The organism is Anaerostipes amylophilus (genome assembly GCF_025567365.1).
Taxonomy (GTDB): domain Bacteria; phylum Bacillota; class Clostridia; order Lachnospirales; family Lachnospiraceae; genus Anaerostipes; species Anaerostipes amylophilus.
The window spans coordinates 9,237-22,294 of the sequence record NZ_JAOQJG010000007.1 but is presented as its reverse complement, the minus strand read 5'-3'; the positions used below and the strand labels follow the sequence as shown (position 1 = coordinate 22,294).

The window sequence follows — 13,058 nt, the reverse complement described above, 5'->3', positions numbered from 1 at the left end:
AAAGATATAATTTAAGGAGGACAATTATAATATGGTTACAGCAGGAGATTTTAAGAATGGATTAACAATTCAGTTCGAGAATAACATCTACCAGATCATCGAATTCCAGCATGTAAAACCTGGAAAAGGAGCAGCGTTCGTACGTTGTAAATTAAAAAATATCAAGAACGGTGGAGTTGTTGAAAAAACATTCCGTCCAACAGAGAAATTTGAAAACGCTCATATCGAACGTAAAGAGATGCAGTATCTGTACAATGATGGAGAATTATTCTACTTCATGGACAACGAAACATTTGATCAGATCGCATTAGGACCAGATGTTATCGGAGATTCTTTAAAATTCGTAAAAGAGAATGAGAACGTTACAATCGTTTCCCACGCAGGAAATGCATTCCAGGTTGAACCACCTATCTCTGTAGAATTACTTGTTACAGAATGTGAACCAGGAGAAAAAGGAAACACAGCACAGGGTGCTACAAAACCATGTATCGTTGAAACAGGTGCGCAGGTAATGGTACCATTATTCGTTAACGAAGGTGATACGTTAAAGATCGATACAAGAACTGGAGAATATTCTTCAAGAGTATAATCTTGTTATGAAAGATAAGAATCGAGGAATTTTATGCATCATACTGTCATCTTGTTCTTTTGCCCTAATGGCAATGTTTTTAAAGATGGCTGGGGATCTTCCATCGATTGAGAAGAGTTTTTTCCGTAATTTAGTTGCATCAGTCATCGCATTTGTGATGCTTATTCGCAGTAAGGAAAAGATTCAGATTCAGAAAAGAAATTTGCATTGGTTTATTCTAAGGTCCCTTTTTGGGACCTTAGGTATTTTCTGCAACTTTTATGCGGTAGATCACCTGATGCTTTCAGATGCTTCCAGTCTGAATAAGTTATCGCCATTTTTTGTTATCGTATTTTCTTATTTAGTACTGAAAGAGAAGATTACACCGACACAGTGTGCCTGCGTTATTGCAGCATTTGTCGGAAGCTTATTTATTGTGAAACCAAGTTTTGCGACTGGAGTAACACCAGCAGCGGTCATTGGTTTTGCCGGAGGAATGTGTGCAGGTTTTGCATACACCTGTGTAAGAAAACTAGGACTTCGAGGAGAGAAAGGTCCAATGATCGTATTTTTCTTCTCAACATTTTCCATGCTTGCATGTGTTCCATATCTGATCGTTGATTTTCATCCAATCTCTACACAGCAGATGATCTTCCTGTTATTGACAGGACTTGCGGCAGCAGGTGGACAGTTCGGTATCACAGCAGCTTATACTTATGCACCAGCAAGAGAGATTTCTGTTTATGATTACACACAGATCATGTTTTCGGCAGTTCTTGGATTTTTGTTCTTTGGACAGCTTCCAGATTTGTTGAGCTTTATCGGATATTGTGTGATCGTTGCAGCAGGAGTGATTATGTTTCTTTATAACAAGAGACGTGGAGGAAATTAGATGAAATTCATATCATGGAATGTCAATGGAATTAGAGCATGTGTGAAGAAAGGATTTTTAGACTTTTTCAATGAGGCAGATGCTGATATTTTCTGTATTCAGGAAAGTAAGATGCAGGAAGGACAGCTTGATCTTGAGCTGCCAGGATACCATCAGTACTGGAATTATGCAGTGAAGAAGGGATATTCAGGAACAGGTATTTTTACAAAAGAAGAACCAATGAACGTTTTTTATGGCCTTGGGATCGAAGAACATGATCAGGAAGGGCGTGTGATAACACTGGAGTTTGAAGATTATTACTTTATTACAGTGTATACACCAAATTCACAAAGTGAACTGGCAAGGCTTTCTTATCGTATGAAGTGGGAAGAGGATTTTCTTGCTTATCTGAAGAAGTTAGAGAAGACAAAGCCTGTGATCTTTTGTGGGGATCTTAATGTTGCCCATACAGAGATCGATCTTAAGAATCCAAAAACAAACCGCAAAAATGCTGGTTTCACAGATGAAGAACGAGAGAAGATGAGTTCACTGCTTGACAATGGATTTATCGATACCTTTCGTTATTTATATCCAGACCAGACAGGAATCTATTCCTGGTGGTCTTACCGTTTCAATGCGAGAAAGAATAACGCAGGGTGGCGTATCGACTATTTCATTGTATCAGAGTGCTTAAAAGAGCGAATCAGTGATGCAAAGATCTTAACAGATGTGATGGGATCAGATCACTGTCCGATAGAATTGGATTTCAAATGATTAAGTAAGGAATCTATATGTTGTGTCGGACTCGATAAAATTACCGACCGTGGATTGAAACAAATAATAAGAACAGAAAGAGGTAAGTCAGATGGTAGAATTAACAAACAAAGAATTCTTTCAGGATTTAGATCAGACAATTGCAACAGAATTATTTGAACAGACAACTTATCCATGGGAGATTCTTCCCTTGATCAAAGATTTTGTGCTGAAAGTTGGACCAACATTATCGGCAGATGAATATGATCAGGTGGAAGAAGACGTATGGATCGCCAAAAGTGCAACAATTGCTAAGACAGCAACGATCAATGGGCCAGCGATCATCGGACCAGATACAGAAGTGCGCCCAGGAGCATTTATCAGAGGAAATGCATTGATCGGTGCAGGCTGTGTGGTAGGAAATTCTACAGAGATCAAGAATGATATTTTGTTTAATAATGTTCAGGTACCTCATTATAATTATGTTGGGGATTCTATTTTAGGATATAAATCTCATATGGGAGCAGGATCTATCACATCGAATGTAAAATCCGACAAGACAAATGTTGTGATCAAAAATGGAGAGGAAAAGATTGAAACAGGAAGAAAAAAGATTGGAGCAATCTTAAGTTCCCGCGTTGAAGTGGGATGTGGAACAATCCTGAATCCTGGGTCTATTGTTGGGCATGATACAAATATTTATCCATTGTCTATGGTACGTGGATGTATCGCACCAAATAGCATCTATAAAAAAGCAGGAGAAATTGCCGAAAAACGATAAGGCCTGTAATGGAGGAAACCATATGAAAGGTGCTAAATATATACTGACAGCAGCAGTTATCGTAATGAGCAGTGTGATGATGACAGGATGTTTTAAGCCGTCAAAAGATTCGGTTGTGGAATCCAAATATTATCAGAGCCTTAAGGATGAGAGAGATAAACTGTCTGTTCAGTTAAAAGAAGAAAAGAAAAAAACAAGTTCACTGAATAAGAAGATCAAAGCCATTCATGCAACTTCCGGAGACCAAAAGATTGCGGAGTACAAAAGCAAAGTGAAAGACAGCAGGATCATTAAAGTTGATTTTGCAACGAATACGATCAAGAATCAGAGCTTTGCGGTAACGAATATTCCTGTCTGCAAATATGTAAAGAAGATTGTGACAGGATGCAATCGAATGATCGGAATTACACCAACCGATGTAGAGAAGCAGTATAAACAAAGTTATTCTTATGCATTGATCGATGAAGATAACACAACATTCGAGTTCAAAGTATATGGCGACAGCTATATTGTGTTTGATGAGATTCCAGAGAATGTCTATGCATATAATGGTGCTTCAACCGTTGGAGATGCGCTGATCGATGCCGCAGAGCAGAAGAATTACAGCAATGTCGCAGCAAGAATTGCTGATGCACAGATCATTGTAACAGATAAAAAAATGAAATTTAATGATACAGCGATCAAAGTTTCTAAGATTGTTAGGAAAGCAAAAAAGTTATCTGGAAAAGATGCCGCGCAGGATATAACTTCATGGGATGAGTATCGTTTTTATACAAGTGGTACGTTAACAAAAGTACTTCTTGGAGATAAAACAGTGATTGGCATTGAAGATAAAGATGGAAAGCAGACTTTCTATCAGATCAGTGACAAACAAAAGAAAAATCTGCAAAAATACATGAAATAATAAGCAATAGGAGACGTTTTGGCATATAGAAGATATATGTTGAAACGTCTTTTTTTCGTGCTCTTTTTCGTAAAAATTCATGTAATAAAAAAATCTTTGAATTAGGTATTATATTTTTTTATAACAATATTTATTGACATGTATACAAAAATCCTCTATAATCCAATTCATATAAAACATACAGAAATAGTATGGAATAAAAACAAAGGAGAAAAAAACGATGAGAATACGACAACAAAGAACCAGACAAATAAATATTAGTAAGAAAATGATGCTGATCTGTCTCTGTATGATTCTCATGGTTTCCATAGTAGGATGCGGAGGTAAGAAAAAAGAAAATCTTACGATCACAAATGTATCCTATGATCCAACAAGAGAGTTTTATGAAAAATATAATAAAGATTTTATTAAATATTATAAAAACAAATATGGTAAGAAAGTAGAAGTGATCCAGTCCCATGGTGGTTCTGGAAGTCAGGCAAGATCAGTCGTAGAAGGAAGCAATGGTGATGTTGTGACACTGGCCCTAGAACATGACATTTCACTGATCGAGCAGACAGGATTGATCAACAAAGGATGGCAGAAGAGATTTTCAAATGATTCTGCACCATATACATCAACAATTGTCTTTTTAGTAAGAAAAGGAAATAAGAAAAATATTAAAGACTGGAATGACCTAGTCAAAAAAGGAGTTGAAGTTATCACACCAGATCCAAAGAGCAGTGGAGGAGCCTGCTGGAATTTCTTAGCAGCTTATGGATACGCACTTGATACCTATCACGACCAGAAAAAAGAAGAACAATTTCTGACAAAATTATATCAGAATGTATCGGTCATGGATTCGGGAGCCAGAGGTTCTACAACAACATTTGTGGAGAATAAAAAAGGAGATGTTCTGATCGCATGGGAAAATGAAGCCTTACAAACAGTGAAAAACTATCCAGGCAAGTATGAGATCATTACACCAAGTATCAGTATCTTAGCACAGCCAAGTGTCAGTCTTGTCGATGACAATGTGAACGTCAACGGCACAAAGAAGATCGCCACAGAGTATTTAAAATATCTCTACAGTGATAAGGCACAGAAACTTGCAGCCGAAGAAGGATACCGTCCATCCAATCAGACAATCTTAAAACAATATAAAGATAAATTTAATCTGAATATGAAATTATATAAGATCAGTGATTTTGGAGGATGGGATCAGGCTTATAAGAAATATTTTGAAGATGGAGCGTTGTTTGACAAGATTTACACGAACAATTAAGAAGGCAGGAATGAAGATGAGCAATACAAATAACGAGAACAATATATTAAAAAAAGCGAAAAAAGCAAGAGTCATTCCGGGATTTGGATTAACGATGGGAGTTACCGTAACGATGTTATCACTGATCGTTCTGATCCCATTAGCGTCGGTATTTGCTTATGCATTAAAATTATCACCGAATGAATTCTTTACACTCATATCAAAAGAAACTGTAAGAAATGCATTTATCACAAGTATCGGAAGCTCTTTTATTGCAGCATTGATCAATGTGGTATTTGGACTGATCATCGCATGGGTGCTTGTAAAATACGAGTTTCCAGGGAAGCGGTTAATGGATGGAATGATTGAACTTCCGTTTGCATTACCAACCGCAGTTGCAGGCATCACATTATCCAAAATGTATGCCGAAGATGGAATGATCGGACGATACTTTGCACACTTTGGGATTAAGATTTCCTATACAAGGATCGGACTTTTGATCGCACTTGTATTTATCGGGATTCCATTTATCGTAAGAGCAGTTCAGCCAGTACTTGAGAAAATGGATGACCAGTACGAAGAAGCAGCTTATATGTTAGGTGCAACACCGACAAGAACCTTTTTCAAGGTTATTTTACCAGAATTAAGGCCAGCATTATTGACAGGATTTGGACTGGCATTTGCAAGAGGAATTGGAGAATACGGAAGTGTGATCTATATCTCAGGAAACAGTGCCAAAGAACATACACAGATGATTTCTTATGTGATCATGCAGAAATTAAACTATATCGATTATAAAAGTGCAACTGCAATTGCTCTTATCATGTTGATCATTTCCTTTGTGATGTTATTTGTGATCAATATCATACAGGTAAGACAGGCAAGAAGAGTGAACGCACAGTAAGGAGGAAGATCATGAATGAACAGCAGAAGTTTGAAAAAAGAAAACAACGAACAAAGATCATCCTGATTACGGTCAGTGTTTTATTTATGATCGTCATGTTAGTTTTACCATTATTTTCTGTTATTACAAATTCGCTAAATGAAGGATTTAAATTTTATGTCGATGCGATTTCAACAGATTATGTAAAAAGTGCTCTATTTGTAACGATTTTAGCAACATTAATTGCAGTTATAGTCAATACATTTTTTGGAATCATGGCAGCATTTTTATTAACAAAATTCAGTTTCAAAGGAAAACAGGTGTTAGCAACGTTGATCGATATTCCGTTTTCCATTTCACCAGTCATCGTAGGACTTGCATTCTTAATGACATTTGGAAGACTCGGATGGACATATCCAGCGATCCGTGCGGTCAATTCTTTCTTTGGAACAAACATCCGAATTGCATTTGCGATTCCAGGAGTTATCTTAGCAACGATCTTTGTTACTTTTCCATTTGTGTCAAGAGAGATCATACCGATCTTAAATTCACAGGGAAAAGATGAAGAAGAGGCAGCAGCACTAATGGGAGCCAGTGGATTTACAATCTTTCGAAAAATTACGCTTCCTCAGATGAAATGGGGACTGATCTATGGAATCATCTTATGTAGTGCCAGAGCATTAGGAGAATTTGGTGCAGTCAATGCACTTTCCAAAACACGAGGTGAGACATTTACCTTACCATTGGAAATCGATGCTTTATACATGTCAGGAACATCGTCATCGATCACAGCAGCATTTGCAGTATCATCTGTCTTAGTATTAATCGCAGTCATTGTACTGATCTTAAGAAATATCGCATGGTATCGCTCACAGGATAAACAACAGGGAAAGGACGGAAGATAAAATGTATGTAGAAATGAGAAATATCTATAAACAATACGGAAACTTCCGGGCGTCAGACAATGTAAGTTTTGGGATTGAAAAAGGAAAACTTGCAGCATTGCTTGGACCAAGTGGAAGTGGAAAGACAACATTGCTTCGAATGATCGCAGGACTTGAAAATCCAAATGCAGGAGATATCTTTATTGATGGAAAGCGTGTGAACGATATTCCGGCAGCCAAACGAGGCATTGGATTTGTCTTCCAAAGTTATGCATTATTCCGTTATATGACAGTCTTTGATAATATCGCTTTTGGATTAGAAATTGCAAAAATGCCAAAGAAACAGATCAAAGAGAGAGTGTTTGAACTATTAGAACTTACGGGATTATCCGGACTTGAAAATCGTTATCCAAACCAGTTATCTGGTGGACAGCGACAAAGAGTTGCATTTGCAAGAGCATTGGCACCAAATCCACAGGTATTATTGCTTGATGAACCATTTGCAGCGATTGATGCGAAAGTAAGATCTGAACTTCGTCTCTGGTTAAAAGAAATGGTATCAAAACTTGGGATTACAAGCATTTTCGTGACTCATGATCAGGATGAAGCGGTAGAAGTAGCCGATGAGATCTTAATTACAAATCATGGAAAGATCGAACAGATGGGAAGTCCGTTAGAGATTTATAAATCACCAAAAACACCATTTGTAGCCCAGTTTGTTGGAAGATCATCCATTGTAGAAAATTATGAATCCCTAAAAGGATTTGAAAAAATAGAAAATGCTCAAAAAGCGATCGTCAGACCGGAATTCCTTGAATTAGCGAAAAAAGGTGAGTTAAAACGATACATGAGTGCGGCAGAAAAAGGAATCGTCGAAGATGTAATCTTTAGTGGAAGCCGATTGGATGTGATCATTAATATCAACGGAATCAAAGTCACAGCAGAACGCTCTCTGGAAAAAGACAGAGTAGAAGTTGGAGAAGAAGTTGATGTTTTGATCTATCGATTATATGTATTTGACGATAAAGAAACTTATTTATTAGAGAATAAAGAAATGCAGGAAGGCGATGTCTTCTATATTTAATCAATATTTGAGAAAGGAACGATCATGGAAATTACAAAACAACAGATCATACATACCGACGTGTTGATCATCGGCGGCGGAACGGCTGGATGTTATGCGGCACTTACCATCAGAGAAAAAAGTGATGCAAAGATCGTCATCGCCGAGAAAGCCAATATTAAACGAAGCGGATGCTTAGCAGCCGGAGTTAACGCAATCAATGCTTATATCGTAAAAGGAAGAAAACCTCAGGATTACGTTGATTATGCAAGAAAAGATGCCGATGAGATCGTGCGAGGTGACTTGCTTCTTACGATGTCAGAGCGCTTAAATGAAGTGACAAAAAAGATGGAACAGCTAGGACTGGTCATCTTAAAAGACGAAAATGGAGAATATGTCGCCAGAGGTAACCGAAACATTAAGATCAATGGAGAAAATATCAAACCGATTTTAGCAGATGCAGTAAATCAGTTAAATGATGTCGAAGTGATCAATCATTTAAATATCACCGATTATATCGTGGAAGATAATACGATCAAAGGAGCCTTCGGTTTCCATATGGAAAATGGAGCAGCTTACGAGATCCGTGCGAAGAAAGTCCTTTGTGCAACTGGCGGGGCAGCAGGACTTTATAAGCCAAACAATCCGGGATTCTCAAGACATAAGATGTGGTATCCACCATTTAATACAGGAGCCGGATATGCGATGGGAATTGATGCCGGAGCAGAGATGACAACTTTTGAGATGCGTTTTATTGCATTAAGATGTAAAGACACGATCGCACCAACCGGAACGATCGCTCAGGGAGTCGGGGCAAAACAGGTAAATTTCAAAGGTGAGATTTACGAAGATAAATACGGAATCACGACATTCCAGCGTGTTTATGGAACAACACAGGAGAACTTAGAAGGAAGAGGTCCTTGTTATCTAAGAACAGAAGGAATTGATAAAGAAAAAGATACCGATCTTAAAAAAGCATATTTAAATATGGCACCAAGCCAGACTCTCAAATGGATTGAGCAAGGCAAAGATCCAAGCGAACAAAATGTGGAAATCGAAGGAACTGAACCATATATCGTCGGTGGACACACTGCCAGCGGCTATTGGGTCAATACAAAGAGAGAAACAACGATCTATGGGCTGTATGCAGCAGGAGATGTTGCTGGAGGATGTCCACAGAAATATGTGACAGGAGCTTTGGTAGAAGGTGAGATCGCGGCAATGGATATCGTAGAGAAATTAAAAACCCAGACATTTGATACAACAGATGCCAAAGAAGAACAGTTATTAGATGATAAAGTAAAAGAATATAATCACATTTTATCAGACAAAGACAGCATTTTTACGATCGAGCAGATGGAAGAAGCCATGCAGAAAGTCATGGATGCCTATGCAGGTGGAATCTCAAGTCATTATCAGTTTAATGAAAACTGCTTAAACCTTGCAAAAGAAAAGATCAATAACCTGATCACATTATCCGGACAGTTAAGTGCCAAAGATTACCATGAGCTGATGTTCTACTACGAGCTAAAAGAACGATTAACAATCTGCCTGACTCTGATCGAACATCTAAAGGCAAGAAAAGAGACAAGATGGCATTCTTTTGCAGAGAATCTTGACTATCCACAAAAGAGTGATGACTGGAAAAAATATGTCAATACAAAGAAAGTGGATGGTAAGATTCAAGTAATTTTACGTGAACTTGTAAAGGAGGATAAACAATATGAGCATCAGAATTAATAAAAATAAATGCGTTGGATGCAAGCGATGCTTAGATGTCTGTCCTGGAAGTCTTATAAAAACCGATGAAACTGGAAAGGCATATATCAAATATCCAAAAGACTGCTGGGGATGCACATCCTGCTTAAAAGAATGTAAGACAGGAGCCATCGCATTTTTCCTTGGAGCCGATATCGGAGGCATGGGAAGTGAAATGACAGTCAATGAAAGTAAAGATACCATTCTCTGGAAGATTAAAAAATATACTGGAGAAGAACAAACCATAGAGATCAACAAGAAAGATTCAAATAAGTATTAGATTGGAGGACATCAAAATGAGCGAATTATCACATCTTGACCAGCTGGAGGCAGAGGCAATCTACATTATCCGAGAAGTAGCTGCTTCTTGTGAAAAACCGGTAATGTTATATTCTATCGGAAAAGACAGCTCTGTTATGTTACATTTAGCATTAAAAGCATTCTATCCGGAGAAACCACCATTTCCATTTTTACATGTAAACACAACATGGAAATTTAAAGAAATGATCAAATTCCGTGATGATACAGCAAAGAAATACGGATTAGACATGATAGAATACATTAATGAAGACGGAGTGAAACAGGGAGTCAATCCATTTGATAGTGGAGCTGCATACACAGATATCATGAAAACTCAGGCCTTAAAACAGGCGTTAACAAAATATGGATTTACCGCGGCCTTTGGTGGTGGTCGCCGTGATGAAGAAAAATCTCGTGCAAAAGAAAGAATCTTCTCTTTCAGAAATGAAAATCAGGCATGGGATCCTAAGAATCAGAGACCGGAAATGTGGAAATTGTATAATTCTAAGATCAAAAAAGGAGAAAGCATTCGAGTATTCCCTATTTCTAACTGGACAGAGACAGATATCTGGAAATATATCAAACGCGAAAAAATTGATATTGTTCCATTATATTTTGCAAAAGAACGTCCAGTCATCGAGAGAGACGGAAATATCATCATGGTCGATGATAACAGATTAAAATTAAGACCAGGTGAGAAGATTGAACATAAGAGTGTAAGATTTAGAACCCTTGGATGTTATCCATTAACTGGAGGAGTGGAGTCAAAAGCCTCAACACTTGATGAGATCATTGATGAGACATTAAGTGCGGTTTCTTCAGAAAGAACAACCAGAGTTATTGACAACGAAGCAGCAGGAAGCATGGAAAGAAGAAAGAGAGAGGGGTATTTCTAAGATGATCGGATTATTAAAATTTATTACTTGCGGTAGTGTAGATGATGGAAAATCCACATTGATCGGACATATTTTATATGATTCCAAATTATTATATACAGACCAGGAAGAAGCATTAGAGTTAGACAGTAAAGTCGGAAGCCGTGGCGGTAAGATTGACTATTCCTTATTACTTGACGGATTAATGGCAGAGAGAGAACAGGGAATTACGATCGACGTTGCTTATCGTTACTTTACAACAGAAAAAAGAAGTTTTATCGTAGCAGATACACCAGGACATGAAGAATATACAAGAAACATGGCCGTAGGAGCATCTTTCGCAGACTTAGCAGTTATCTTAATTGATGCATCTCAGGGAGTGTTAGTACAGACAAGACGTCATGCAAGAATCTGTGCGTTAATGGGAATCAGACATTTCGTATTTGCAGTCAACAAGATGGACCTTGTAAAATACGATCAGGAAACATTCAGAAAGATCGAAGAACAGATCAAAGAATTACAGGAAGAATTATCTCTTGCAAATGTAAAGATCATCCCAGTATCCGCAACAGAAGGGGATAACGTCACAACAAAATCAGACAATATCCCATGGTATACAGGAGAACCATTACTTGAATACTTAGAGACTGTTGATGTTCGCGAGAAATCCGAAGAAGAAGGATTCTACATGCCAGTTCAGCGAGTATGCCGTCCAAACCACACATTCCGTGGATTCCAGGGACAGATTGAATCTGGACAGATTTCTGTTGGAGATGAGATCGTGACATTACCAAGTAAAGAACACGCAAAGGTTAAGAGTTTATTAATTGGAGATAAAGATGCACAGACAGCTGAAAAAGGCCGTCCAGTAACGATTCAGTTAGACCGTGAAGTGGATGTATCCAGAGGATGTGTTCTGGCAAATAAAACAGAACTTCCAGTCAGCAAATCATTTACAGCGACAGTTCTTTGGATGGATGACGGAGAATTATTACCAGGAAAAGAATATTTCGTAAAAATCGGAACAAAAGAAATTCCGGGAATTGTGACAAATATTCAGTATAAGATCGACGTTAACACAGGAGAATACATTCCAGCAAATAACTTAAGAAAGAACGAGATCGCAGTATGTGATGTCATTTTGCAGGAAGAGATCGTATTAGACGAATTTGATGATCATAAGACATTAGGAGAATTAATCTTAATCGACCGCATCACAAATATGACATCCGCATGCGGAGTTATCAAAAACTCTGAAGTTGACGAAGAAACAGACTTAAAATGCGTCTTCGCACACGGAAAATTAAAAGCAAATGGAGACATCTTTGAAGAATTCTACTACAATATGGAAAGTATGACAGTCACAAAGATCAAACCATCCGGAAAATCCTACACGATCGGAGATGAAATTCCAGTCGAAGGAGAAAGCTATCACTATCCAGACTACTTCGATGTCATCGTATTCAGAGACAAAGTAGCCGTACAGATCAGAGACCGCAAGGTAGCAGCAATCCAGCCAATCAAAGAATACGAATACAAAGGATTACCATTAATCAACGGACGTGGATTTGAAATACTTGTAGATTCCAAAGAAAAAGCAGATAAGTTATTTGCAGAATTAAAAGAACAAGGATACAAACCAGGAAGCGAATTCTTTAACCGCTGGTTACGATTTGAAGCATATCGTAAGATTGTGTTTAGAGATAGTATTTATTAAAATTTGCTTACTCATAATATTTCTATAATAAAATGGCAGACAGGCATAGTATGAAAAATACTGTGTCTGTTTGTCGTTCAATTCCAATTTGCTGGTTTGATGACGGAAATTATAATATTCAAATAATTTACGTAATCGAAACCATTACCGAATGTGTATGGAGAATGTTACTGGCTGTAAACTGGGGGTTTCTAAGACAGAAGATATGAAGTTTGAAGGTATCTTAAACATCTCGTCAAATTGATACATGAACAATCGGTTTCATCTTTTCTTTCTTGTTGCGGCAGGAAAGAAGTCCATAGTGACGGATCCTTACAAACCCTTTGGAAAGCACATGCATCAAAAACATCCGCAGAAAGTCTATTCCCTTGATTGTATGTGGGATATATCTTCCACCATTCCTGTAATCTTTTACAAGGTAAGTAACTGTCTGATCTGTCATTCTAAGGATCCTCTGG

At 37.7% G+C, this 13,058-nt stretch carries 13 protein-coding genes and 1 pseudogene; 13 read left to right on the top strand and 1 reads right to left on the bottom strand.

Features of this window, described 5'->3' with window-relative positions; genetic code table 11:
* The first annotated feature begins 31 nt into the window (after positions 1 to 31).
* From efp to OCV53_RS10285, 13 genes are all read left to right on the top strand, one after another.
* Positions 32 to 589 carry an elongation factor P gene (efp, locus tag OCV53_RS10345; protein ID WP_008391359.1) on the top strand — a complete coding sequence of 186 codons (558 nt, stop codon included), beginning with the start codon at positions 32 to 34 and terminating at the stop codon, positions 587 to 589.
* A gap of 7 nt (positions 590 to 596) precedes the next feature.
* Positions 597 to 1,460 (top strand): DMT family transporter, encoded by an 864-nt coding sequence (locus OCV53_RS10340; RefSeq protein WP_055198153.1) that lies wholly within the window; start codon positions 597 to 599, stop codon positions 1,458 to 1,460.
* Complete coding sequence (gene xth / locus OCV53_RS10335; RefSeq protein ID WP_055198152.1) at positions 1,461 to 2,213, top strand: exodeoxyribonuclease III; 753 nt, start codon at positions 1,461 to 1,463, stop codon at positions 2,211 to 2,213.
* A 91-nt stretch (positions 2,214 to 2,304) separates the two neighbouring features.
* On the top strand, positions 2,305 to 2,973 hold the full coding sequence (locus tag OCV53_RS10330; protein WP_022374830.1) for an LbetaH domain-containing protein: 669 nt from the start codon (positions 2,305 to 2,307) through the stop codon (positions 2,971 to 2,973).
* 22 nt (positions 2,974 to 2,995) lie between these two features.
* Positions 2,996 to 3,877, top strand: a complete 882-nt coding sequence (locus tag OCV53_RS10325) for a hypothetical protein (protein ID WP_055198149.1) — start codon at positions 2,996 to 2,998, stop codon at positions 3,875 to 3,877.
* Between the two features lie 220 nt (positions 3,878 to 4,097).
* Positions 4,098 to 5,141, top strand: coding sequence for a sulfate ABC transporter substrate-binding protein (locus OCV53_RS10320; RefSeq protein WP_055198147.1), 1,044 nt, complete (start codon positions 4,098 to 4,100; stop codon positions 5,139 to 5,141).
* A 10-nt stretch (positions 5,142 to 5,151) separates the two neighbouring features.
* Positions 5,152 to 6,024, top strand: coding sequence for a sulfate ABC transporter permease subunit CysT (cysT, locus tag OCV53_RS10315; protein WP_055198319.1), 873 nt, complete (start codon positions 5,152 to 5,154; stop codon positions 6,022 to 6,024).
* A gap of 11 nt (positions 6,025 to 6,035) precedes the next feature.
* Positions 6,036 to 6,908: a sulfate ABC transporter permease gene (locus OCV53_RS10310; RefSeq protein WP_055198145.1), complete on the top strand. Its 873-nt coding sequence runs from the start codon at positions 6,036 to 6,038 to the stop codon at positions 6,906 to 6,908.
* 1 nt (position 6,909) lies between these two features.
* Positions 6,910 to 7,971: an ABC transporter ATP-binding protein gene (locus OCV53_RS10305; protein WP_055198143.1), complete on the top strand. Its 1,062-nt coding sequence runs from the start codon at positions 6,910 to 6,912 to the stop codon at positions 7,969 to 7,971.
* A gap of 24 nt (positions 7,972 to 7,995) precedes the next feature.
* Positions 7,996 to 9,690 carry an adenylyl-sulfate reductase subunit alpha gene (locus OCV53_RS10300; RefSeq protein WP_055198141.1) on the top strand — a complete coding sequence of 565 codons (1,695 nt, stop codon included), beginning with the start codon at positions 7,996 to 7,998 and terminating at the stop codon, positions 9,688 to 9,690.
* The gene (locus tag OCV53_RS10295) at positions 9,674 to 9,988 is read left to right on the top strand and encodes a 4Fe-4S dicluster domain-containing protein (RefSeq protein WP_009264321.1); all 315 of its coding nucleotides are present in this window, start codon (positions 9,674 to 9,676) and stop codon (positions 9,986 to 9,988) included. Before OCV53_RS10300 ends, OCV53_RS10295 begins: the two co-directional genes overlap by 17 nt.
* 16 nt (positions 9,989 to 10,004) lie before the next feature.
* Entirely contained in the window at positions 10,005 to 10,904 is a 900-nt protein-coding gene (cysD, locus tag OCV53_RS10290; protein WP_055198139.1) for a sulfate adenylyltransferase subunit CysD, read from the top strand.
* Between the two features lies 1 nt (position 10,905).
* A complete protein-coding gene (locus tag OCV53_RS10285; protein WP_070097226.1) occupies positions 10,906 to 12,600 on the top strand; it encodes a sulfate adenylyltransferase subunit 1 in 1,695 nt (564 codons plus the stop codon).
* Between the two features lie 262 nt (positions 12,601 to 12,862).
* Here the strand turns inward: OCV53_RS10285 and OCV53_RS10280 are convergent.
* A pseudogene (locus OCV53_RS10280) lies at positions 12,863 to 13,058 on the bottom strand (transposase); the annotation flags it as partial.